The 23,214-nt window shown below is 71.2% G+C and carries 22 protein-coding genes; 11 read left to right on the top strand and 11 right to left on the bottom strand.

The window, feature by feature from the left end:
* Positions 1–51: 51 nt before the first annotated feature.
* Both ACFZAU_RS09810 and ACFZAU_RS09815 read left to right on the top strand, forming a co-directional pair.
* Positions 52–948, top strand: coding sequence for a LysR family transcriptional regulator (locus ACFZAU_RS09810; RefSeq protein ID WP_499604675.1), 897 nt, complete (start codon positions 52–54; stop codon positions 946–948).
* A gap of 101 nt (positions 949–1,049) precedes the next feature.
* Positions 1,050–1,577, top strand: a complete 528-nt coding sequence (locus ACFZAU_RS09815; protein ID WP_500551734.1) for an NUDIX domain-containing protein — start codon at positions 1,050–1,052, stop codon at positions 1,575–1,577.
* A 76-nt stretch (positions 1,578–1,653) separates the two neighbouring features.
* On the opposite strand, the gene ACFZAU_RS09820 is transcribed toward ACFZAU_RS09815, so the two are convergent.
* The 4 genes from ACFZAU_RS09820 to ACFZAU_RS09835 all read right to left on the bottom strand — a co-directional run bounded on the left by ACFZAU_RS09820 (position 1,654) and on the right by ACFZAU_RS09835 (position 5,597).
* Positions 1,654–2,313, bottom strand: a complete 660-nt coding sequence (locus ACFZAU_RS09820) for a pyridoxamine 5'-phosphate oxidase family protein (RefSeq protein ID WP_500551735.1) — start codon at positions 2,311–2,313, stop codon at positions 1,654–1,656.
* 43 nt (positions 2,314–2,356) lie between these two features.
* A complete protein-coding gene (locus tag ACFZAU_RS09825) occupies positions 2,357–3,796 on the bottom strand; it encodes a globin domain-containing protein (RefSeq protein WP_500551736.1) in 1,440 nt (479 codons plus the stop codon).
* 254 nt (positions 3,797–4,050) lie between these two features.
* Positions 4,051–4,683 carry an HAD family hydrolase gene (locus ACFZAU_RS09830; RefSeq protein ID WP_500551737.1) on the bottom strand — a complete coding sequence of 211 codons (633 nt, stop codon included), beginning with the start codon at positions 4,681–4,683 and terminating at the stop codon, positions 4,051–4,053.
* Positions 4,644–5,597, bottom strand: a complete 954-nt coding sequence (locus ACFZAU_RS09835; protein WP_500551738.1) for a LysR family transcriptional regulator — start codon at positions 5,595–5,597, stop codon at positions 4,644–4,646. The genes ACFZAU_RS09830 and ACFZAU_RS09835 overlap by 40 nt, the downstream gene beginning before the upstream one ends.
* Positions 5,598–5,681: 84 nt before the next feature.
* Here ACFZAU_RS09835 and ACFZAU_RS09840 point away from each other — a divergent pair, with 84 nt between their 5' ends.
* Positions 5,682–6,572: a GNAT family N-acetyltransferase gene (locus ACFZAU_RS09840; RefSeq protein WP_500551739.1), complete on the top strand. Its 891-nt coding sequence runs from the start codon at positions 5,682–5,684 to the stop codon at positions 6,570–6,572.
* Between the two features lie 131 nt (positions 6,573–6,703).
* On the opposite strand, the gene dnaB is transcribed toward ACFZAU_RS09840, so the two are convergent.
* Positions 6,704–8,179: a replicative DNA helicase gene (gene dnaB, locus ACFZAU_RS09845; protein ID WP_500460797.1), complete on the bottom strand. Its 1,476-nt coding sequence runs from the start codon at positions 8,177–8,179 to the stop codon at positions 6,704–6,706.
* A 438-nt stretch (positions 8,180–8,617) separates the two neighbouring features.
* On the opposite strand from dnaB, the gene ACFZAU_RS09850 reads away from it, so the two are divergent.
* Positions 8,618–9,961 carry an MATE family efflux transporter gene (locus ACFZAU_RS09850; protein ID WP_500460799.1) on the top strand — a complete coding sequence of 448 codons (1,344 nt, stop codon included), beginning with the start codon at positions 8,618–8,620 and terminating at the stop codon, positions 9,959–9,961.
* Between the two features lie 82 nt (positions 9,962–10,043).
* Here the strand turns inward: ACFZAU_RS09850 and rplI are convergent, their stop codons facing one another.
* The 4 genes from rplI to rpsF all read right to left on the bottom strand — a co-directional run bounded on the left by rplI (position 10,044) and on the right by rpsF (position 11,726).
* Positions 10,044–10,493, bottom strand: coding sequence for a 50S ribosomal protein L9 (gene rplI, locus ACFZAU_RS09855; RefSeq protein ID WP_089225418.1), 450 nt, complete (start codon positions 10,491–10,493; stop codon positions 10,044–10,046).
* 17 nt (positions 10,494–10,510) lie between these two features.
* Positions 10,511–10,747: a 30S ribosomal protein S18 gene (gene rpsR / locus ACFZAU_RS09860; RefSeq protein WP_026250812.1), complete on the bottom strand. Its 237-nt coding sequence runs from the start codon at positions 10,745–10,747 to the stop codon at positions 10,511–10,513.
* Positions 10,748–10,788: 41 nt separating this feature from the next.
* On the bottom strand, positions 10,789–11,373 hold the full coding sequence (locus tag ACFZAU_RS09865; protein WP_500551740.1) for a single-stranded DNA-binding protein: 585 nt from the start codon (positions 11,371–11,373) through the stop codon (positions 10,789–10,791).
* Between the two features lie 62 nt (positions 11,374–11,435).
* The gene (gene rpsF / locus ACFZAU_RS09870; protein ID WP_018558167.1) at positions 11,436–11,726 is read right to left on the bottom strand and encodes a 30S ribosomal protein S6; all 291 of its coding nucleotides are present in this window, start codon (positions 11,724–11,726) and stop codon (positions 11,436–11,438) included.
* Between the two features lie 291 nt (positions 11,727–12,017).
* Between rpsF and ACFZAU_RS09875 the strand changes: the two genes are divergently transcribed.
* The 3 genes from ACFZAU_RS09875 (at position 12,018) to ACFZAU_RS09885 (ending at position 14,701) form a co-directional block, all read left to right on the top strand.
* A complete protein-coding gene (locus ACFZAU_RS09875) occupies positions 12,018–12,350 on the top strand; it encodes a hypothetical protein (protein WP_500551741.1) in 333 nt (110 codons plus the stop codon).
* A gap of 146 nt (positions 12,351–12,496) precedes the next feature.
* Positions 12,497–13,618, top strand: a complete 1,122-nt coding sequence (locus ACFZAU_RS09880) for a lipid II:glycine glycyltransferase FemX (RefSeq protein WP_499604656.1) — start codon at positions 12,497–12,499, stop codon at positions 13,616–13,618.
* A 51-nt stretch (positions 13,619–13,669) separates the two neighbouring features.
* Positions 13,670–14,701 (top strand): alanine racemase, encoded by a 1,032-nt coding sequence (locus tag ACFZAU_RS09885; protein WP_499604654.1) that lies wholly within the window; start codon positions 13,670–13,672, stop codon positions 14,699–14,701.
* 13 nt (positions 14,702–14,714) lie between these two features.
* Here the strand turns inward: ACFZAU_RS09885 and ACFZAU_RS09890 are convergent, their stop codons facing one another.
* Positions 14,715–16,262 (bottom strand): glycosyltransferase family 87 protein, encoded by a 1,548-nt coding sequence (locus ACFZAU_RS09890; RefSeq protein ID WP_500551742.1) that lies wholly within the window; start codon positions 16,260–16,262, stop codon positions 14,715–14,717.
* 142 nt (positions 16,263–16,404) lie between these two features.
* The gene (locus ACFZAU_RS09895) at positions 16,405–18,675 is read right to left on the bottom strand and encodes a transglycosylase domain-containing protein (RefSeq protein WP_500552073.1); all 2,271 of its coding nucleotides are present in this window, start codon (positions 18,673–18,675) and stop codon (positions 16,405–16,407) included.
* Positions 18,676–19,449: 774 nt separating this feature from the next.
* Here ACFZAU_RS09895 and ACFZAU_RS09900 point away from each other — a divergent pair.
* From ACFZAU_RS09900 to ACFZAU_RS09915, 4 genes are all read left to right on the top strand, one after another.
* Positions 19,450–20,100 (top strand): PadR family transcriptional regulator, encoded by a 651-nt coding sequence (locus ACFZAU_RS09900; RefSeq protein ID WP_018558161.1) that lies wholly within the window; start codon positions 19,450–19,452, stop codon positions 20,098–20,100.
* A 23-nt stretch (positions 20,101–20,123) separates the two neighbouring features.
* The gene (locus tag ACFZAU_RS09905; protein ID WP_500551743.1) at positions 20,124–21,206 is read left to right on the top strand and encodes an inositol-3-phosphate synthase; all 1,083 of its coding nucleotides are present in this window, start codon (positions 20,124–20,126) and stop codon (positions 21,204–21,206) included.
* A 99-nt stretch (positions 21,207–21,305) separates the two neighbouring features.
* Positions 21,306–22,595 (top strand): MFS transporter, encoded by a 1,290-nt coding sequence (locus ACFZAU_RS09910; protein ID WP_500551744.1) that lies wholly within the window; start codon positions 21,306–21,308, stop codon positions 22,593–22,595.
* 133 nt (positions 22,596–22,728) lie between these two features.
* The gene (locus ACFZAU_RS09915) at positions 22,729–23,208 is read left to right on the top strand and encodes an LppU/SCO3897 family protein (protein ID WP_500551745.1); all 480 of its coding nucleotides are present in this window, start codon (positions 22,729–22,731) and stop codon (positions 23,206–23,208) included.
* Positions 23,209–23,214: the final 6 nt, after the last annotated feature.

Below are 23,214 nucleotides of genomic sequence, written 5' to 3' on the forward strand. Positions count from 1 at the left end.
CGATATATTTATATGTTGCGGTCGTACCGGTGGCTGGGAGGGAGCGGTTCCATGGATCTGGCTCTGCTGCGCACGTTCGTCACCGTGCACCGAGCCGGTTCCTTCACCCGGGCCGCCCAGCTGCTGGGACTGTCGCAGCCCGCCGTCACCAGCCAGATCCGCAGCCTGGAGCGGCAGGTCGGCCGCCCCCTCTTCCTGCGCCTGCCGCGCGGCGTCGCCCCGACCCCCGTCGGCGACGACCTGGCCCACCGGGTGGCCCCGCACCTCGACGCCCTGCTGGAGATAACCGAGGCGGACCTCGACGAGGAGTCCGGCAACCGCACCCTGCACCTCGCCGGGCCGCCCACCTTCACCTCCCTGCGCGCCCTCCCCGCCCTCGCCCCGCTGATCGCCGAGGGCCTGCAGCTGCGCATCGCGCTGGCCGGCGAGGACGAGGCGCTGGCCGGCCTCGCCGCGGGCCACCACGACCTGTCCATCGGCACCGTCCGGCCGCGCGACCGGCTGCTGACCGCCACCGCCCTGTGGGACGAGGAGCAGATTCTCGTGGCCGCCCCCGCCTGGCAGGAGCGGATCGGCGGCCCGCTCGCGGTGCGCACCCACGGGGCACGGGTCCTCGACGACGTCCCCGTGATCTCCTACGACGAGGGCATGCCGCTGATCGACCACTACTGGTCGGCGGTCTTCGACGCCACCCCCGCCATCGTCCCCGCCGTGGTCGTGCCCGACCTGAGGGCCGTCCTGGAGTGCGTGGTCGCCGGGGTCGGCATGGCCGTCCTGCCGCGCTACCTGTGCTGCGAGGCGATCACGGCGGGCGCCGCGCGTGCGCTCCTGGAGCCGCCGGTGCCGCCCCTGCGCACGTACTTCGTCTCGGTGCGCGCCGGGACGCTCGCGCTGCCGCACATCGCGCGGGTGCACGAGCAGCTGATGCGCTCCTCCGCGGCCTGGTGACCGCGCCCGGCGTACGGCGGGTGGCCTCCGTGAGAACGGGACGTTCCGATTCGCCGTCCCGGAGGCGTTTGCCGCCTCCCGCGCCGCGGCAGATCTCTGGCATGCCCCCGGACATCGAAGCACCTGCCACACCCGGTGCGGCGACCGCCCCGGCCACCCGGCCGGTGGTCAAGCGCACCGCCCGTGCCATCCTGCTCGACGGCGACGCCCTGGTGCTCATCAAGCGCACCAAGCCAGGGCTCAACCCGTACTGGATCACCCCCGGCGGCGGCGTCGAGGCCGAGGACGCCACCATCGTCGAGGCGCTCCACAGAGAGCTGGACGAGGAGCTGGGCGCCAAGGTCACCGATGTGGTCCCGGCCTTCGTCGACACCGTCGAGCACATCGGCGAGGACGGCTCGCACGGCGTGAAGGTGCAGCACTTCTTCGTGTGCCGGCTGGCCTCCATGGACCCCTCGCGGCGGCACGGCCCGGAGGTGGACGAACCCTCGGGCACCTACGACGTGGTCCGCGTGCCCTTCAGCCGGGTCGGGCTCGCCTCCGTCGAGATCGTGCCGCTGACCCTGCGGCACTACCTTGACGGCAACATCGAAGGGGTGCTGGGACTGCTCTCGGCCGACCTCGGCTGACCCGCGGGCGGGCGCGCGGGCGGCGTCGGACGTCCTCAGACGCCGCCAGGCCCCCCATGGGCACCCTCGGGCACCCTCAGGCCCCGAACCAGCCAGGGTGGCCACCACCGGGCCGGGCCGGACGCGCGTGCGCGGCGTCGGCCGCGGCCCCGAAGTAGTCGCCGCCCTTGCGCCGCACGTCGTCGGTGCCCCAGGCCCGGCCGCCCTGCAGGGGCACCTTCGCCATCCGCGGGATGTGCTTGGAGCAGTGCACGTACGCCTCGACGACGCTCACCCGCACCCACAGCTGCGGCCTGCGGCCGGGCACCGCGTCCACCGGGAGCGAGGGGTACAGGGCCCGCATCGCGCCGTCCGGGACCAGCCGGGCGCGGCCGTTGACGTGCAGCCCGATCCGGTCGCGGGTGAAGTCGACCATCAGGATGCCCACGTGCGGGTTCTCGCGCAGGTTGCCGACCGAGGCCATCACGCCGTTCCCCCGGTACTCGGGGTAGACCAGCGTCCGCTCGTCCAGGACGGTCAGGAAGCCGGGCGGACCCGCCCTGAAGGTGCTGTCGCACTCCCCCCGGCCGTCCGCCGTGGACAGGAAGAACATCTCCTGCCGCTCGGTGAACTCCCGCATCCGCGGGTTGAGGTGGTCCAGCACCTGCTCGGCGTAGAAGCGGTCCGCGCGGTCGGCCGTGCCCATCTCCTCCTGGACACGGTGCTCGCCCGCACTGCCGGGACGTTCCTGCGGCAACGTTTCTCCTCGTGGGGTGGGGTGGGGACGTGAGGGGACGGACTCAGGGGCCCGCCGCGACCAGTTCCTCGATCAGGTCGTGCCGGATGCGCCGGGACGGCATGCCGCCGCGCACGAGGGTGTCGACGCCGCTGCGGATCATCCCGGGCGGCCCGCTCAGGTACGCGTCGTACTCGGGCCAGGGGCCGTACTGCTGCACGATCTCGGGGAGCGGGCCGTGCAGCCCCCCTTCGCCGCGGCCGTGGGAGACCACGGGCCGCACCGAGAGCCAGGGGTGGCGCTGCGCGAGCCGCAGCAGGGTGTCCAGGTCGTACAGGTCGTGGTCGCTGCGGGCGCCGTAGAAGACGTCCATGGCCCGGCGGCGGCCGTGCTCGGCGACGTCCTCGACCAGCGCCTTGATGGGGGCGATGCCGGTGCCGCCGCCCAGGCAGAGCAGCCCGTTGTCGGTGCTGTGGTCGACGACCATGGAGCCGGCCGGCGGGCCGAGCCGCAGGACGTCGCCCGGCCGGGCGCGGTGCACCAGCGCCCCGCTGACCCAGCCGGCCGGGACGGCCTTGACGTGGAAGACCAGCAGGCCGTCCGAGCGGGGGGCGCAGGCGAAGGAGTAGTGCCGCCAGACCCGGGGCCACCAGGGCGTCTCCAGCGTCGTGTACTGGCCCGCGAGGAAGGGGTAGGGCTGGTCGGGGCGGACGCTGACCACCGCGATGTCGGAGGTGCGCGGTTCGTGGCTGACGATCTCGGCCTGCCACCACGGCGGCGCGTGCTTCTCGTCGGCCGCCGCCGCGTCGATCATGATCTGCGAGATCACCGTGTAGGCGCGCACCCAGGCGGCCTCGACCTGGTCGTTCCAGACGGCCGAGGCGTACCGGGTCAGCGCCCCGATCAGGCATTCCCCCACGGCCGGATAGTGCTCGGGGCGCGTGCCGTATTTGCGGTGGCCGCGGCCCAGGTGGGACAGGTATTCGGTGAGTATCTCGGTGTCGTCTATGTGATCCGCGGCGGTCAGGAGCGCTTTCAGCAAACGGTCGCGCTGCGAGTCCATCGCGGCGGGAAAAAGTTCGCGCAACTCCGGATGCCGTATGAACAAAAGTGCATAGAAATACGACGTCGTCTTGTCAGCGACGGGCGCGACTTCCTCCATCGTGCGCCGGATCAGCTGCGCGTCCGCGCTCTGCGGCGCCGACCGCGGCCGGGCCTCCGCCCTGGGCGGGGACTGCTGGGCCGGCGGCTCGGGATGGTGCCGCGGCCCCGCCGCGTCCTGCGCGGGGCCGGGCCTCGGCAGCGCGGGTCCCGGGTCGGCGGTCCGCCCGGCTCCCGTGCCCACCGGCCTTATCGGCCGTACCGGGCGGCTCGGCGCGGCGGCACCGTCGCCCTCGTGGTGGGGTCTCGGCCCGTCAGGGGGTGTGTGCGGCGTGAACCATCGGGGGGACCCAGCCCCCGCTCCCTTGCCCGGTTCGGCCGCGTTCGTGGTCAGAGCGTCCATGGTCAGCTTCGCCTCGAGCTTCTCCCGGTCGGTGTCCGTACGTCGGCCACACATCCTGCGCGGAAAGCCTGCCAGGGCTTCCCGCCGCCCGGACAAATAGCCGGAAGTACGGGAAACGGCGATACCGATCCCGTTAAGCTCAGCCGAATGTGGAGCCCCGCTGCCGCGGAACCCTGTCGACCCTACCCCGAGTCACCGCTTTCACAGCCGTCACTCAATTCCCTGACGATCATCACCGTTCAATCGTCACGTATTCAGCCCACGACCAGCGCATACGCTTCACGCAAATCGCGCCCGGTGTACGCGTGGCTCGCCAGCCCGCTCACATGGTGGTCCCCGTTGACCGCCACCGACACCGGCACCGCCGCGAAGAGCGCCGTGTCCGACAGCGAGTCCCCGTAGGCCACGCACTCCCGGCGGCTGACGCCGTAGCGGGCGCAGAGCTCGTCCGCCGCCGTCACCTTCGTCTCCGGCACCAGGATCCCCGCCACGTCCAGCCCCGCTGCCGGGCCGAACGGGACCTCAGGGAAGACCGACGCCCGGACCGCGTGCGCCCCCCACCCCAGCAGCCGCCGCACGAAGAAGTCCGGGGAGAGCGACACCACCGCGCAGTGCTCCCCGCGGTCCGCGATGTCCGCCCACACCTCCCGTATCCCGGCCAGCCACGGGGCGCCCTCGAAGGCCGCCGCCACCTGCGCCGGGGTGAGCGCCCGCCACAGGTCGTACGCGCGCTCCGCGTAGCCCGGCGAGTCCAGGACGCCCCGCCCGAGCGCGTGCTCCAGCTCGCGGAACTCCGCCACCAGCCCCAGTTCCCGGGCGAGTTCCATGCTCGCCGAGGAGCCGTGCATCAGCGTCCCGTCCATGTCGAAGATGTGCAGCCGTCCCACGCGGTCCCTCCCTCGTCGCCCGCCGCCCGGCCGGTGCCCGGCGGCGTCCCTCCGTACAGCCGGGCGGCGTCCTCCGCCGCCCCCCGGACGGCGGGCCGGCGGTCGGCGGCCCGCCAGGCCAGCGCGACCGTGCAGCGCACGTCCCCGGCCAGCGGCACGATCACCACGTTGGACCGCGCGTAGTGCTCGTCGGTCGCCGTGCTCGCCAGCGCGCAGCCGCGGCCCGCCGCGACGAGTTCGAGCGTCTCCTCCAGCGAGCCGGACTCCACCGTCCCCGCCACGTGGACGACGCCCACGGCCGACGGGTGCCGGAAACCGGCGTAGGCCGCGTCCGCGGTCCTCGGCACCACCCAGGTCCTGCCGCCCAGTTCGGCGGGCGCGACCTCGCTCCGGCGGGCCAGCGGGTCCGTCGCGGGCAGCGCCACGCAGCGCCGGTCACTGGAGACGGTCACCGTCCCCAGGCCCGGGGCGTCCAGCGGGGGCCACACGATGGCCAGGTCGGAGTGCCCGTCCAGCAGCCCGCAGGAGGGGTCGTCGAAGTCGTAGCGGCGCAGCCGCACCTCACCCGGTACGCGGGCCTGGACCAGGTCCAGCAGCTCCCGGGTGCGGCCGGCCGCCGCCTCGCCCAGGAAGCCCACGGTGAACGGCCTGGACGTCCCGGCCAGCAGCCCCTCGAGCTCGTCGGCGGCGTCGACCGCCGCCACCGCGTGGGCCAGGATCCGCCGTCCCAGGTCGGTCAGTTCGGCCCGTTCACGGGTGCGTACCAGCAACGGCCGCCCCGCGGCGGCCTCCAGGCGGCGCACCGACTCGCTCACCGTCGGCTGCCGTACGTCCAGCCGGCGCGCGGCCGCCGAGAACGAGCCCGTACGCGCCACGGCCACGAACGCCCGCAGGGCGGGCAGGGTCAGCGTCACCCCGGGAGGATAGCCAGGCACCGGCCGATGGCCATAGGGGAAAACTATGGGCGCCGCCCGCCGCCGCCACGGCACGCTGCCCGCATGACTTCCCCGACGGTCCCCGCGGCCCCCGTGCGCCGCCTCACCCCCGCCGACCTCCCCGCCTGCAGCGCGCTGGCCGTCAGCCGCGGCTGGGGCGCCGAGGAGCACAAGTGGCGCTTCCTGCTCACCCACGGCACCGGCTACGGCGTCGACGCCCCCGACGGCGACGGCATGGCCGCCACCACCGTCCTCACCCGCTACGAGGGCGGCCTGGCGGCGGTCAGCATGGTCCTGGTCGCGGCCCGGTACGAGGGACGGGGCCTCGGACGGCGCGTCATGACCCACGTGCTGGCCGAGGCGGGCGACGACACCGTCACCCTGCACGCCACCGAACGCGGCCGCCCGCTCTACGAGAAGCTCGGCTTCCGGGCGATCGGCACCGTCGTCACGCACCGCGGCCGCTTCGCCGCGCCGGCGCCCGCCGCGACCGCCGTCCCCTCCGGCCCCGCCGGTACGCCGGAGCCGCGCCCCTTCACCGAGGCCGACCTGCCGGCCCTGCTCGCCCTGGACGCCGAGGCGTTCGGCGCCGACCGCTCACCCCTGCTGCGCGACCTGCCCCGGTTCGCCGAGCGCGTGGTGGTGGCCGCCGGGGAGGACGGCGTCCTGACCGGCTACGCCGCCGCCTGGCTGAACGCGGACACCCTGGTCGTGGGCCCGGTCGTCGCCGGGGACGCCGCCACGGCCCGGCGGCTGGTCACCGCGGTCGCCCGGGACGCGGGCACCCCGGTCCGCCTCGACCTGCGCACCGGCACCCCCGACGCCCTCGACGGCTGGGCCGCGGAGCACGGCGTGGCGCCCTTCTTCCCCAACACCCTGATGGTGCTGGGCGACCGCGACCTCCCCGGCGACGAACACCGCCGCCACGCACCCCTGATGGTCGCCCTGGGCTGACCGCGGGGCCGCCGGCCGACCTGCGGAATCCCGGAACGGGCCCGCGCCGGACCGCTGTCGGTCCCGGACGACGGCCACGAGGACGCGACCGGGTGCGTCCGGGGCCGAGCCGGCCCCGCGCACCCCATGGCTCAGGTCTGGGCCATGTCCACGAAGCGCGAGTAGTGGCCCTGGAAGGCCACGGTGATGGTGGCCGTGGGGCCGTTGCGGTGCTTGGCGACGATCAGGTCGGCCTCGCCCGCGCGGGGGGACTCCTTCTCGTAGGCGTCCTCGCGGTGCAGCAGGATGACCATGTCCGCGTCCTGCTCGATGGAGCCCGACTCGCGCAGGTCGCTGACCATGGGCTTCTTGTCCGTGCGCTGCTCGGGACCACGGTTCAGCTGGGAGAGCGCGATGACCGGCACCTCCAGCTCCTTCGCCAGGAGCTTGAGGTTCCGGGACATGTCGGAGACCTCCTGCTGACGGCTCTCGGGCCGGCGCGAGCCGCCCGCCTGCATCAGCTGGAGGTAGTCGATGACGACCAGGCGGAGGTCGTTGCGCTGCTTGAGCCGGCGGCACTTGGCGCGGATCTCCATCATCGACAGATTCGGGGAGTCGTCGATGTAGAGGGGGGCCGCCGAGACGTCGGGCATGCGGCGGGCCAGCCGCGTCCAGTCGTCGTCGGTCATGTTGCCGGAGCGCATGTGGTGCAGGGCGACCCGGGCCTCGGCGGACAGCAGGCGCATCGCGATCTCGTTGCGGCCCATTTCGAGGGAGAAGAAGACGCTGGGCATGCCGTTGGTGACCGAGCAGGCGCGGGCGAAGTCCAGCGCGAGCGTGGACTTGCCCATCGCGGGACGGGCGGCGATGACGATCATCTGGCCCGGGTGCAGGCCGTTGGTGAGGGAGTCCAGGTCGGCGAAGCCGGTGGGCACCCCGGACATCTGGCCGCTGCGCGAGCCGATGGCCTCGATCTCGTCGAGGGCGCCCTCCATGATCTCGGAGAGCGGGAGGTAGTCCTCGCTGGTGCGCTGCTCGGTGACGGCGTAGATCTCCGCCTGGGCGGAGTTGACGATCTCGTCGACGTCGCCGTCGGCGGCGTACCCCATCTGCGTGATGCGCGTGCCGGCCTCGACGAGCCGGCGCAGGACCGCGCGCTCGTGCACGATCTCCGCGTAGTACTCGGCGTTGGCGGCGGTGGGCACCGCGTTGACCAGGCTGTGCAGGTAGGGGGCCCCGCCGACACGGGCGAGCTCACCACGCTTGGTCAGCTCGGCGGCGACGGTGATGGGGTCGGCGGGCTCACCGCGGGCGTAGAGGTCGAGGATCGCGGCGTAGACGGTCTCGTGGGCGGGCCGGTAGAAGTCGGCGCCCTTGAGCACCTCGACGACGTCGGCGATGGCGTCCTTGGACAGCAGCATGCCGCCGAGCACCGACATCTCGGCGTCCAGGTCCTGCGGCGGTACGCGCTCGAAGCCGGACCCCCCGCGGTCCTCGTCGCGGTCGCGGTCGCGGTCCCGCTCGTCCCTGCGGCGGAAGCGCGAGACGGGCAGGCGGTCACCGGGTCCGTCCGGCGGGAACGGCGGTTCGCTCCCCCAGTGGTCGTCCGCGGGTTCGGGCTGGCTCACCCCCCTGCCACCTCCTCCCCGTCCGGCGCTGACCGCTGCGTCGTGTCCCTTTTCCTACGCCACGGCTCTGACAATCTGCCGCCCGGACACACCTGTGGCGCGTCGGGCGACGCCCCACGGTAGGGGTCCACGGGGCTCACAGCCAAGACGGTTATCCACAGGGGCTGGGGATGACCTGTTGATGAACCGCCCCTACCTGTGGAGAAGCGTGCTCCAGCTGTGTACAGGGCGGGGGACAGCGCGGTGGACAAGCACACAATCACCCAATGATCACGCCGCTGACCTGCGCTTTCTTCATCCACCCGCTGTGGACAAGAAAAACTTGCCCGCTCGGCCCAAGATCACGACAAACGGCACGGAGGAGATCACCCTACGCAGCCACGAGTAAGAGTCAGTATCTCCTTGCGTCCCTTACATGTGGATGATTACCCTGGCCGGGTGCCCCAGGTCGCCGAACTCTCCCCCCAGCAGGCCGTACGCCGCCACGACCGCGAGATCATCGCCCTCGCGCTGCCCGCCTTCGGCGCCCTCGTCGCCGAACCGCTCTTCCTCATGGCCGACAGCGCGATCGTCGGCCACCTCGGCACCTCGCAACTCGCCGGCCTCGGCGTCGCGGGCGCCCTGCTCACCACCCTCGTCGGCGTCTTCGTCTTCCTCGCGTACGCCACCACCGCGGCCGTCGCCCGCCGGGTCGGCGCGGGCGACCTGCCCGCCGCCATCCGCCAGGGCATGGACGGCATCTGGCTCGCCCTCCTCATCAGCGCCGCGGCGGTCGCCGTCGCGGTCCCCGCGGCACCCGCCCTCACCGGACTGTTCGGCGCCTCGGGCACCGCGGCGCCGTACGCCGTCACCTACCTGCGGATCAGCGCCCTCGGCATCCCCGCGATGCTCGTCGTCCTCGCGGCCACCGGTGTGCTCCGCGGGCTGCAGGACACCCGTACCCCGCTCTACGTCGCCGTCGGCGGCTTCGCCGTGAACGGCGTGCTCAACCTCGCGCTGGTGTACGGCGCCGGGCTCGGCATCGCCGGCTCCGCCTGGGGCACCGTGATCGCCCAGAACGCGATGGCCGCCGTCTACCTGGCCGTCGTGGTCCGCGGCGCCCGCCGGCACGGTGCCTCCCTGCGGCCCGACCTCGCCGGCATCCGCGCCTGCGCCCAGGCCGGGACGCCGCTGCTGATCCGCACGCTGAGCCTGCGGGCCGTCCTGCTGATCGCCACCGCGGTCGCGGCCGGGCTCGGGGACGCCTCGATCGCCGCCCACCAGATCACCACCACCCTCTGGTCGCTGGCCGCCTTCGCGCTGGACGCCATCGCCATCGCGGGCCAGGCCATCATCGGCCGGTACCTCGGCGCCGGCGACGTGGCCGGCGCCCGGGCCGCGTGCCGCCGCATGGTGCAGTGGGGCATCGCCTCGGGCGTGGTCATCGGCCTCGTCCTGGCCGTCTCCCGGCCGCTGATCGCCCCGCTGTTCACCTCGGACCCCGCCGTACGCTCCGCGCTGATGACCGCCCTGCTGGTGGCGGCGCTCTCCCAGCCCGTCTGCGGCGTGGTCTTCGTCCTCGACGGAATCCTCATCGGCGCCGGCGACGGCACCTACCTGGCCTGGTCGATGGTCGTCACCCTCGCCGTCTTCGCCCCCGTCGCCCTGGCCGTACCGGCCCTGGGCGGCGGGCTCACCGCCCTGTGGTGGGCGATGGGGCTGATGATGCTCACCCGGCTGGCCGGCCTGCACTGGCGCGCCCGTTCGGGGAAGTGGGCCGTCACCGGCGCCGTACGCGCCTGAACCGCGGCCCCGCTGCGGACGGCAAGACGCCGGGCCCGGAACCTCGCGGTTCCGGGCCCGGCGTTCACGCGGTGCGCGAGGGTCAGGAAGCGACGACCTCGACGTCGAGAGCGGCCTCGACCTCGGGGTGCAGACGCACCGACACCTTGTGCGAGCCCAGCGTCTTGATCGGGGAGCCGATCTCGATCCGGCGCTTGTCCACGTCCGGACCGCCCGCGGCCTTGACGGCGGCGGCGATGTCGGCCGGGGTCACCGAGCCGAAGAGGCGGCCGGCGTCGCCCGCGCGGGTCGACAGCTTGACCTTGACGCCCTCGAGCTGGGCCTTGAAGGAGTTGGCCTGCTCGACGGTCGCGATCTCACGGATCCGGCGCGCGCGGCGGATCTGCTCGACGTCCTTCTCGCCACCCTTGGTCCACGCGATCGCGAAACCGCGCGGGATCAGGTAGTTGCGGGCGTAGCCGCTCTTGACCTCGACGACATCGCCGGCGGCACCGAGGCCGCTGACCTCGTTGGTGAGGATGATCTTCGCCATTGCTCAGTCACCCTTCCTTAGCGAGCGGTCGAGGTGTAGGGCAGCAGCGCCATCTCACGGCTGTTCTTCACGGCCGTGGCGACGTCGCGCTGGTGCTGGGTGCAGTTGCCGGTGACCCGGCGGGCACGGATCTTGCCGCGGTCGGAGATGAACTTCCGCAGCAGGTTCGTGTCCTTGTAGTCGACGTACGTGATCTTGTCCTTGCAGAACACGCAAACCTTCTTCTTAGGCTTGCGAGCAGGCGGCTTCGCCATTGTCTCTCTCCAGTGTGATCAAGAAGTTTGGTGCGCTGCCCTTAGAAGGGCGGCTCTTCCGAGAAACCGCCGCCGCCGCCGGAGCCACCGCCCCAGCTGCCGCCACCGCCGCCCTGGCCGCCACCGGCCGGAGCGCCGGTCGCCCACGGGTCGCCGTCGGGCGCGCCGCCCTGACCGCCACCGGGGCCACCGCCCCAGCTGCCGCCCTGGCCGCCACCGCCGCCGTAACCGCCCTGGCCGCCGCGCGAGGCGCCGCCGCCACCGCTGGCGCGGGTGATCTTGGCGGTCGCGCTGCGCAGGCTGGCGCCGACCTCGTCGACGTCCAGCTCGTAGACCGTCCGCTTGACGCCCTCGCGGTCGTCGTACGAGCGCTGCTTCAGACGGCCCTGCACGATGACGCGCATGCCCTTCTGGAGCGACTCGGCCACGTTCTCCGCCGCCTGCCGCCAGACCGAGCACGTGAGGAAGAGGCTCTCGCCGTCCTTCCACTCGTTGGTCTGCCGGTCGAAGGTGCGGGGAGTGGACGCGACACGGAACTTCGCGACCGCCGCACCAGATGCGGTGAAGCGCAGCTCGGGGTCGTCGACGAGATTGCCGACGACCGTGATGACGGTCTCGCCTGCCATGGTGAGTGACCTCTCGGCGTTGCTTGGCTTCTCGGTTTCCCGACTGCCTTGAGCCCGCAGGCTCAGTGGGTCTCGGGACGGAGGACCTTGGTCCGGAGAACCGACTCGTTCAGGTTCATCTGACGGTCGAGCTCCTTGACGACCTCAGGAGTGGCGTTGAGGTCGATGACCGAGTAGATGCCCTCGGGCTTCTTCTTGATCTCGTAGGAAAGACGACGACGGCCCCAGGTGTCGACCTTCTCGACCTTGCCGCCCGCGTTGCGGACGACGCCGAGGAAGTTCTCGATCAGCGGGGAGACAGCGCGCTCCTCGAGATCGGGGTCGAGGATCACCATCACCTCGTAGTGACGCATGTGGAACCCACCTCCTTTGGACTCAGCGGCCACGGCGTTTCCGTGGCAGGAGGGTTTGCATCGCGTCGCAACGGTATCGCGGCCCACCGACAACGCCCGGGGCGTTCCGGGGATCACTCCCCGCAGGCCCCGTGGGACCTTCGTGTGGACCTGCACAGACACCGGTGCAGACGGTACACACTACCCGGCTCGTGGCTTCCGGTTGAAATCCGCCCCCGGAAGCCCGCAATCTGTACACATCGGGTGTGTCCGGCGCTACGATGCGCCACCTCTCCATCACGGAGGTTCCCCATGGCACAGGCAGTACGACCCACCACCGGCAGCCGTCTCTACCAGCGAGCCCTCTCCACCCTCAACTCCGACGGCAGGCCCCACCCGGTCGAGAACACCCTGGCCGTCGTGACGCTCGTACTCGGCCTGGCCGCGGCCATCGCGGCGTTCTGGGACCACCTCCACCTGCTCAGCTCCTGGGCGGGGCTGGCGGGCATCCTCGTGGGCGCCTTCGGGCAGTACCGCTCCGCCACCACGGCCGAGCGCTTCCTCTTCATCATCGGGATGGGGCTGGCCGCGATCGGCTTCTACATCGGCATGGCCCACGGTGGCCTCTTCGGCGGGGTGGTGTAGCCGGCCGTCCCCACCCGGCACCCGCCGGGCGAAGCCGCGGACCGAGTTGTCCACAGCCCCCGCGGGGGCGTTCGCCGTTCGCAGTAGGCTTCGGCGCAGTAATGCAGTCAGCAATGCCGTAGCCGCAGCGATGGGGAGCGCCCCGCATGAGCTTGACCCTGAGGACCATCAGTCGGGAACAGCACCTGGCGTACATCCAGAGCCTGCCCTCGGCAAGCCACTGCCAGGTTCCCGCCTGGGCGGACGTCAAGACCGAGTGGCGCTCGGAGAGCCTCGGCTGGTTCGACGACAAGACCGGTGAGCTGGTCGGCGCCGGCCTGGTGCTCTACCGGCAGCTGCCCAAGGTGAAGCGCTACCTCGCCTACCTCCCCGAGGGCCCGGTCATCAACTGGTACGCCCCCAACCTGGACGAGTGGCTGCGCCCGATGCTGGCGCACCTGAAGCAGCAGGGCGCGTTCTCCGTGAAGATGGGCCCGCCGGTGGTCATCCGCCGCTGGGACGCGGCCGCCATCAAGTCCGGCATCGCCGACCCGGACGTCAAGCGCCTGCGCGACGTCGAGGCGACGTTCATCGAGCCCCGCGCCTTCGAGGTGGCCGACCGGCTGCGCCGCATGGGCTGGCAGCAGGGCGAGGACGGCGGCGCCGGCTTCGGCGACGTGCAGCCCCGCTACGTCTTCCAGGTCCCGCTGGAGAACCGCAGCCTGGACGACGTCCAGAAGGGCTTCAACCAGCTGTGGCGCCGCAACATCAAGAAGGCCGAGAAGGCCGGCGTCGAGGTCGTCCAGGGCGGCTACGACGACCTCCCCGTGTGGCAGCAGCTCTACGAGGTCACCGCCGAGCGCGACCACTTCCGCCCGCGGCCCCTTTCCTACTTCCAGCGCATGTGGCAGGTCCTCAACACGGAGGACCCCAACCGCATGCGGCTGTACTTCGCGCAGCACGAGGGCGAGGCGGTCGCCGCCGCGACGATGCTCGTCGTCGGCCGGCACGTCTGGTACTCGTACGGCGCCTCGGCCAACCACAAGCGCGAGGTCCGGCCGAGCAACGCCATGCAGTGGCGGATGCTGCGGGACGCCTACGCCCTCGGCGCGAGCGTGTACGACCTGCGCGGCATCAGCGACTCGCTGGACGAGAGCGACCACCTCTTCGGTCTCATCCAGTTCAAGGTGGGCACGGGCGGGCAGGCTGCCGAATACTTGGGCGAGTGGGACTTCCCGCTCAACAAGCTGCTGCACAAGGCGCTCGACATCTACATGTCCCGTCGCTGACCCGCGTGCCCGACTGACCGCAGACACCGCAGAAAGGTCCCCGTTCCGGCCATGGCGCTCACCCTGTACGTCGACACCGCGCGCTGGCGTGCGCACCAGCAGTCCGAGGCGGAGCAGTTCCCCGGGCTGGTACCCGTCTGCAAGGGCAACGGGTACGGCTTCGGCCACGAGCGCCTGGCCGAGGAGGCGATCCGGCTCGGCTCGGACATCCTCGCGGTGGGCACGACGTACGAGGCCGCCCGGATCAAGGACTGGTTCGGCGGCGACCTGCTGGTGCTGACCCCGTACCGGCTGGGCGAGGAGCCGGTGCCGCTGCCGGACCGCGCCATCCGCTCGGTCTCCTCCGTGGAGGGCGTGCGCGGCCTGGTCGGGGCCCGGGTCGTCATCGAGGTCATGAGCAGCATGAAGCGCCACGGCGTCAGCGAGGACGACCTGGTCAAGCTGCACTCGGCCATAGACGACGTGCGCCTGGAGGGCTTCGCCATCCACCTGCCGCTGGACCGCACCGACGGCTCCGACGCGGTGGAGGAGGTCTTCGGCTGGATGGAGCGGCTGCGCGCGGCCCGGCTGCCGCTGCACACCATGTTCGTCAGCCACCTGAAGGCGGGCGAGCTGACCCAGTTGCGCAACCAGTTCCCGCAGACCCGCTTCCGCGCCCGGATCGGCACCCGGCTGTGGCTGGGCGACCACGAGGCGACCGAGTACCGGGGCGCCGTCCTGGACGTCACCCGCATCGCCAAGGGCGAGCGCTTCGGCTACCGCCAGAACAAGGCCTCCGAGGACGGCCACCTGGTCGTCGTGGCGGGCGGTACGTCGCACGGGGTGGGCCTGGAGGCCCCCAAGGCCATGCACGGCGTCATGCCGCGCGCCAAGGGCGTCGCGAGGGCCGGTCTGGCCACCATCAACCGCAACCTGTCGCCCTTCGTGTGGGCCGGCAAGCAGCGCTGGTTCGCCGAGCCCCCGCACATGCAGGTGTCGATCCTCTTCCTGCCGGGCGACGTGGCGCCCCCGGCCGTCGGCGACGAGCTGGTCGCGCACCTGCGGCACACGACGACCCAGTTCGACCGCGTCGTCGACCGCTGAGCCCCTCCCCGGGTCAGTGGGGCTGCGCCGGCGGCGCCGGGTCCACGCCCCACTGCACCGGGCGCGCCTCGCCGTAGCCGTGGCCGTCCTCGGGGCCGCCCTGCAGCGGCGCGGCGTGCCGCGGCCGGTGCGAGGGCCTCCCCAGCACGAACACGTCCTCCGCGCCGTCCAGCACGCCCCCGGAGGGGTCGTCCGAGCCGTCCTGGCGCACCACGTCGCGCTCGGGGAAGAGGATGTCGCGGACGACGACCGCGCACAGGTACAGCGTCCCGATCAGGTGCGCCGCGATGGCCAGGTGGTAGCCGTCCTGCGGCAGTCCCTTGCTGTTGCCGCCCGTCGTGTACGCCAGGTACGACCAGATCCCGAGGAAGTACATGACCTCGGCGGCCTGCCACACCAGGAAGTCCCGCCAGCGCGGCCGGGCGAGCGCCGCCAGCGGCACCAGCCACAGCACGTACTGCGGCGAGTAGACCTTGTTCGTCAGGATGAACGCGGCCACGACGAGGAAGGCCAGCTGCGCGAAGCGCGGGCGCCTCGGGGCGTACAGGGTGAGCGCGGCCATGCCGGCGCAGAACAGCAGCATGAGGGCGATCGCGTACGCGTTCGCCCCGTCGAGGGACGTGCCGGTCTGCTGGGAGATGATCAGCCAGACCGAGCCGTAGTCGACGCCCCGCTCCTGGCTGAAGGTGTAGAACTTCGCCCAGCCGTCCCAGGCGAGCAGCATCACCGGAAGGTTCACCACGACCCAGGCACCCGCGGCACCGCCCAGCGCCGCGCTCCAGGCCTTGAGCTTCCCGGCCCTCAGGCACAGCAGGAACAGCGGCCCGAGCAACAGGAGGGGGTAGAGCTTGGCGGCCGTCGCCAGCCCGATCAGGATGCCCGCGGCCAGCGGACGGTTGCGCGACCACAGCATCATCCCGGCCGCCGCGAGGGCGACCGCGAAGAGGTCCCAGTTGATGGTCGCGGTCAGCGCGAACGCCGGCGCCAGCGCGACCAGCAGCGCGTCCCAGGGGCGGCGCCGGTTGGTACGGGCCACGCAGACCGCGATGACGGCCGTGCAGACCATCAGCATCCCGGCGTTGACCAGCCAGTAGACCTGCTCCCGGTGCTGGATCGTGCCGCCGTGCGGGGTCAGCCAGGAGGCGACCTCCATGAAGAGCCCGGTCAGGACCGGGTACTCCAGGTAGCCCATGCCGCCGGAGACCGTGTCCGGGATGCGGTCGAAGTAGGGCACCAGGTCGTCGGCGAAGCCCCGGCCGTAGTACAGGTGCGGGATGTCGGAGTAGCAGGCGTGGCTGTACTGGGCGTTCGCCCCGAAGAACCAGCCGCTGTCGTAGCACGGCACCTTCTGGACCATGCCGAGCGCGAACATCCCGATCGCCACGAGCACGACCACACGCAGGGGGTTCCACCAGCCCCGCCGCCCCACGGCCGCGAAGCGGCCGAGCGGACCGCCGATGACCTCGCTCCCCGCCACCGCGACCGGGTCCTCGCGGGTGGGGGGCACGACCGCCTCGGCCTCCGAGGCCTCGTGGTGGGGGTCTTCGCGCACGATCGTCATGGGCCACATCCTGCCCTACATCCGCGCGTGCGGAGCGTCGGATCCCCACGGCGCCCGCCCGTCCGCCCGCGGACGGCCGCGGCCGCGGAGGGCACAAACCCTCCGCGGCCGCGGATCCACTGCTCTGCGCAACGCGGGGCGGTCAATTGCCCCCGTTGCCTCCGGACCCCAGGAGCCCGCCGTTGCCGTTGCCCCCGTTGCCCTTTCCGGTGCTGCTGGAGGACGGGGTCCCCGATGGTGTCCCGCCGGTCCCTCCGTCGGAGGTTCCGCCGTCGTTCCCACCGCCGCCCTGCTGGCAATCCCACTGCCAGGGCTTGCACGTCTCCGACTCGGTCGGGGTCGGCGGGGCCTGCGGCCGCGAGATGGTCGGGGTCGGCGTCGCCGTCGCCGACTCGGTCGGGGTGGCCGAGACCGAGGGGCTCGCCGACGGGGCGCCCGGCCCGTCGTGGATGTCACCGATCTTCGGGGCGTCGGGGAAGCCGGTGTCGGGCCCCGTCACGGCGCCCTTCATGTAGGCGGTCCAGATCTCGGTCGGGATGTCACCACCGTGGATGGACTCGACGCCCGCGGTGCCGTTCATGGACAGCAGTCCGTGGGTCTTGGGGTCCTCACGGAACATCGCGACGGACGTGGCCAGCTGCTGCGTGTAGCCCACGAACCAGGCCGACTTGTTGCTGTCGGTCGTACCGGTCTTGCCGGCCGCCTTGCGGCCGAGTTCCTTGGCGCGGAAACCCGTACCGTTCTGGATCACGTTCTCCAGGACGTCGGTGACGTTGTCGGCCACCTCCGCCGGCATGACCCGGGTGACCTTGGGCTTGTCGAAGCCGGGGACCTCGGCTCCGTCCTTCTTCACCGACACGACCGAGTAGGGGTCCACGTGCTTGCCGGAGGCGGCGAAGGTCGCGTAGGCGTCGGCCATGCGGATGGCGCTCGGGGTGGACGTACCGAGGGCGAACGACGCGTTCCGGTCGGCCATCGTGGTCTTCAGGATGCCCGACTTCTCAGCGACGTCGGCCACCTTGTCCATGCCGACGTCCATGCCGAGCTGCACGAACGGCGAGTTGACGGACTGCTCCATCGCCTTGCGCAGGCTGATGTAGCCCCAGGGGTACGGGCTCTCGTTCTCCTGGAAGAAGGGCGTGTTGTCCTTCTTCAGGACGTAGGTGCCGTCCTGGTTCTTGATCTTGATGTGGTCGTTGCCGTTGTACTCGCTCAGCGGCGAGACGCCCTCGCCGTCGGAGCGGTACGTGCCGTACTCCATGGCGGCGGCCAGGACGAACGGCTTCCACGTCGAACCGACGGGGACACCCTTGGTGTCGGCGTTGTTCGTGAAGTGGTTGTTCTCGAAGCCCGCACCGCCGTAGAGGGCGACGATCGCCCCGTCGTTGGGCTTCACCGAAGCGGCGCCGAACTGGACGTGCTTGTCCTTCTCCTTCTTCGGATTGATGTTGGCCTTCTCGACCTTCCGCACGGCCTTCTCCAGGGCGTCGACCTTCTTCTTGTCGAAGGTCGTGCGGATCTCGTAACCGCCCCGGTCGAGCTCCGCGCGGCTTATGTCGGAGTGCGCCAGCACGTAGTTCTGGGCGGTGTCGACCAGGTAGCTGATCTGGCCGGTCATGCCCTTGGTGGCCTTCAGGCCCTGCGGCTCCGGGTACTTGCTGACGGCCTCGGTGTACTCGTCCTTCTTGAGCGCACCGTCCTTGTACATCTCGCCGAGGATCCACTTCCAGCGGCGCTCGGAGCGCTCCCGGTTCGCCTTGGCCGTCGCGCTGCTGTCGATGCTGGTGGCACCGGCCGGGTCGTAGTACGTCGGGCCCTTGAGCAGCGCAGCCAGGAAGGCGCACTGGCTGGGCGTGAGCTCGGAGGCGTCACGGCCGTAGTAGGTCTGCGCCGCGGCCTGGATGCCGTAGGCACTGCGGCCGTAGTACGACGTGTTCAGGTAGCCCTGGAGGATTTCGCCCTTCTCGAGCTTCGTCCCCACCTTTATCGAGATGAACAGTTCCTTGAACTTACGGGTGACCGTCTGGTCCTGGCTCAGGAACGTGTTCTTGACGTACTGCTGGGTGATCGTCGAACCACCCTGCGCCTGGCCGCCCCTCGCCATGTTGAACAGGGCGCGGGCGACACCCATGGGGTCGACGCCCGAGTCGTCGTAGAAGCTCTTGTTCTCCGCGGAGATGACCGCGTTCTGCATCGCCTTGGGGATCTCGGCGAGCGACACGTTCTGCCGGTTGGCACCGGTGCCGGTCGCCACCATGCGGTCGCCGTTCGCCCAGTAGTAGACGTTGTTCTGCGACTTGGCGGCGTCGTTCTCGTTGGGGATGCCCACCATGGCGTACCCGACACCGGCGACGGTGACGATGCTGCCGAAGAAGAACAGGCACAACCCGGAGGCGAGCTTCCAGGACGGCATCCAGCGACGCCATCCGTCCCTGCCCCAGCGGGGGTAGTCGATGATGCGCTTCTTCGGGGGCTGCCCCCCTCCGCGGCCGCCCCCCGTGGCCGTCCTGCGACGACCACCCTTCTGTGCCTCCTGGGCGGCCCTGCGTGCCGCGGCACGCCCCTGGTAGGGCGGCTCGGCCCCGCGGGCCCGGCCACCGGTGCTCGCGCGGCCCCCCGCGCCTGTGCCCGCACCCTGACGGGGGGGCTGTCCCGTGCCCTGGCGCGGGCCGTGGCCCTGCCCCGAACCGGTGCCGTGCGCGCCGAACGGCTGCTGCGGCCTCGGCGGCCCAGCGGCCCGCCGGCCGCCGGGCGGCGGGGGCTGCTGCTGCGCGCCGCGCCGGGCGGCTGCCCGGCCGTCGCCGGGCGACTGCGGCGGCTTGCGACGGTGCTCGCTCATGAACAGCTACTCCTAGGACAGGCGGAATCGCCTGAAAGCGGCAGTTGGTTTTCCGGTCCCCCCGGCGTGCGATGGCCGCACTGCACCAGGGACAAGGACGCTCACTGGCGTCACACGGTTCCCGGTGCTCTGCATGGCGAACAGAGTACGCACGGTCAAAAGAGGTTCTAGCCAGATGTTCATCACATTAAGGACGGTTGACGGTGGACGGATTTGGTGATGTGACGTCGGTCACCGTGAGCCGTCTTGCCGTATCCGGGGACTCGTTCTATCGTCCCGATGTATCGAGCCGATACATCACGGCGAGATAAGAGGCGACGACAGAACGGACGGGAGGGGAACGCGGGCATGAGCAAGCGCTCCGGCATCCTCGAGTTCGCCGTCCTGGGCCTGCTGCGCGAATCCCCGATGCACGGTTACGAGCTGCGCAAGCGGCTCAACACCTCGCTCGGTGTGTTCCGCGCGTTCAGCTACGGCAGCCTCTACCCCTGCCTCAAGACACTGGTCACCCAGGGCTATCTGGTCGAGGAGACCGGCCCTGAACCCGATCCGCTCGCCGCGCCGCTGGCCGGCCGACGGGCCAAGATCGTGTACCGGTTGACGGCGGCCGGCAAGGAGCACTTCGAAGAGCTCCTCGCCCACTCCGGGCCTGACGCGTGGGAGGACGAGCACTTCGCGGCTCGTTTCGCCTTCTTCGGCCAGACGTCCAGGGACGTACGGATGCGCGTCCTCGAGGGGCGGCGCAGCCGCCTCGAGGAACGCCTGGAGAAGATGCGCGCGTCCCTCGCGCGTACCCGTGAGCGGCTCGACGACTACACGCTCGAGCTGCAGCGGCACGGCATGGAGTCGGTGGAGCGAGAGGTCCGCTGGCTGAACGAGCTGATCGAGACCGAGCGGGCGGGGCGCGGCAAGCAGCCCCCGGCCGCTCCGTCCGCCGATGCCGAGCAGGACAACCAACAGGAAAACGGCGGACCCGGCACGCGCCGGGGACCCGCGTGACGATTACACAGGGAGCAACCGGAATGGGTTCGGTTCGCGTAGCCATCGTTGGCGTGGGAAACTGCGCCGCTTCGCTGGTACAGGGCGTCGAGTACTACAAGGACGCCGACCCGGCCAGCCGGGTGCCTGGCCTCATGCACGTGCAGTTCGGCGAGTACCACGTGAGTGACGTCGAGTTCGTCGCCGCCTTCGACGTGGACGCGAAGAAGGTCGGCCTCGACCTCGCGGACGCCATCGGCGCCAGCGAGAACAACACCATCAAGATCTGCGACGTGCCGCAGAAGGGCGTGACCGTCCAGCGCGGCCACACCCTGGACGGTCTCGGCAAGTACTACCGCGAGACCATCGAGGAGTCCGCCGAGGAGCCGGTCGACGTCGTACAGGTCCTCAAGGACCGCCAGGTCGACGTGCTCGTCTGCTACCTCCCGGTGGGTTCGGAGGCCGCGGCGAAGTTCTACGCGCAGTGCGCCATCGACGCCAAGGTCGCCTTCGTCAACGCCCTCCCGGTCTTCATCGCCGGCACCAAGGAGTGGGCGGACAAGTTCACCGAGGCCGGTGTGCCGATCGTCGGTGACGACATCAAGTCGCAGGTCGGCGCCACCATCACGCACCGCGTGCTGACCAAGCTCTTCGAGGACCGCGGTGTCGTCGTCGAGCGCACCATGCAGCTGAACGTCGGCGGCAACATGGACTTCAAGAACATGCTCGAGCGCGAGCGCCTGGAGTCCAAGAAGATCTCCAAGACGCAGGCCGTCACCTCCCAGATCCCCGACCGCGACCTGGGTGAGAAGAACGTCCACATCGGCCCCTCGGACTACGTGGCCTGGCTGGACGACCGCAAGTGGGCGTACGTCCGCCTCGAGGGCCGTGCCTTCGGCGACGTCCCGCTGAACCTGGAGTACAAGCTCGAGGTCTGGGACTCCCCGAACTCCGCGGGTGTCATCATCGACGCGCTGCGCGCGGCGAAGATCGCCAAGGACCGCGGCATCGGCGGCCCGATCCTGTCGGCGTCCTCGTACTTCATGAAGTCCCCGCCGGTGCAGTACTTCGACGACGAGGCCCGCGAGAACGTGGAGAAGTTCATCCGCGGCGAGGTCGAGCGCTGAGCAGCGGCTTAACCCCCGTCACCACTCGTCGTACGACGCGATCGCACAGGCCCCCGGGTACCGCACCCGGGGGCCTGTCGGTCATGTGAGGCTGTGCGCATGCCCGTTGTCCGTGATCTCCGTGTGCTGCTGCGTTTCCGGGACTTCCGCCGGCTGCTGGCGGTCCGGCTGCTGTCCCAGCTCTCCGACGGGGTCTTCCAGGTGGCGCTGGCGGCCTACGTCGTCTTCTCCCCGGAGAAGCAGACCTCGCCGGCCGCCATCGCCTCCGCGATGGCGGTCCTGCTCCTGCCGTACTCCCTTGTGGGTCCCTTCACGGGCGTCCTGCTGGACCGCTGGCGGCGCCGGCAGGTCCTCCTCCACTGCAACCTGCTGCGGGCGGTGCTCTCCGTCGGCACGGCCGTGCTGATGCTGCTGCGCGTCCCGGACTGGCTGTTCTACCTGTCCGCCCTGTCGGTCACCGGCATCAACCGCTTCGTACTCGCCGGACTGTCGGCCGCCCTGCCCCGCGTCGTCGACGGGGAACGCCTGGTCATGGCGAACGCGCTCTCCCCGACCGCCGGCACACTCGCCGCCACGGTGGGCGGCGGAGCGGCCTTCCTGGTGCACCTGGCCGTCGCCGAGGGCACCCGCTCCGACGTCCTGGTCGTGGTGCTGGGCGCCGTCCTCTATCTCTGTGCAGGGCTCACCGCGCTCACCTTGGGACGCGACCGGCTGGGGCCGGATCCGACGCGTGTCCAGCCACGGGTGGCAGAGGCGCTGCTGAGCACCTTCCGCGGCCTCGCGCACGGTCTGGGGCACCTGCGCCGGCGGCCCCGTGCGGCGCGCGCCCTGGCCGCGATGACCGCGATGCGCTTCTGCTACGGCGGGCTCACCGTGACGGTGCTGATGCTCTGCCGCTACGCGTGGTCGGGCTCCGGCGGTACGGGCGACGGCACGGCGGACGGACTCGCGCTCCTCGGCTTGGCGGTCGCCGTGTCGGGGGCCGGCTTCTTCACAGCGGCCGTCGTCACGCCGTGGGCCACAGGGCGCTTCGGCACCTTCGGATGGATCACCGTCTGCGCGGGTTCGGCCGCCGTCCTGCTCCCCGGACTGGGCCTCCCCTTCGAGCCGGCCCCGGTGCTGGCTGCGGCCTTCGTCTTGGGACTGGCCACCCAGGGGGCGAAGATCGCCACCGACACGGTGGTCCAGTCCTCGATCGACGACGCCTACCGGGGGCGCATCTTCTCCCTCTACGACGTGCTGTTCAACGTCGCCTTCGTCGGCGCGGCCGCCATCTGCGCACTGGTCCTCCCGCCCGACGGCCGCTCCGCGGGACTCCTCCTGGCGCTCTCCGCGGTCTACGCCTCGGTGGCCATCGGCACCGCGAGGACTCCGCGTCGTTTCACGTGAAACACGACGATCACCCCGCGTCCGTCCGTTTCACGTGAAACAGCCGCCCCGGGGGATGGGCTGTCCGACCGCTCCAGTAGCGTTCGCGCGTTCGCAAGCAACTGACAGGTTCATCCCAGGGAGGGGAACGACCATGGCGACTCCGCCGCCCCAGAACTTCAACAACCCGGACCCACAGGGTCAGCCCGCCGCCTACCCGCCGCCGCAGGGCCAGCCCGGCGCCTTTCCGCCCCCACAGGGCCAGCCCGGCGCCTTCCCGCCGCCGGCCGCCCCGCCGCGGCGCGGCAGGAACATCGGCAAGCGCGTCCTCGGCGTGATCGTCACCATCATCGTCATCATCGGAGTGCGGTTCGCGTTCTCCCAGTTCGACAAGACCGACGCCGAGACGTCGAAGGTCGGCGGGTGCCTCCACAACAAGGGCACCGACACGAGCCCGGACCTCGTGGACGTCGAATGCTCCTCCGGCGACGCCCAGTTCAAGATCGTCAAGAAGTTCGACGACTCGAGCGACCAGAAGCAGTGTGAGGCCGTCACCGAGTCGGACGTCTACTACACGCAGTCCGGCACCGACTTCAACAACGTCGTGCTCTGCCTGCAGAGCATCACCAAGTGACGGGGA

It is taken from the genome of Streptomyces sp. NPDC008238 (assembly GCF_042956445.1).
In the GTDB taxonomy this organism is placed as follows: Bacteria; Actinomycetota; Actinomycetes; order Streptomycetales; family Streptomycetaceae; genus Actinacidiphila.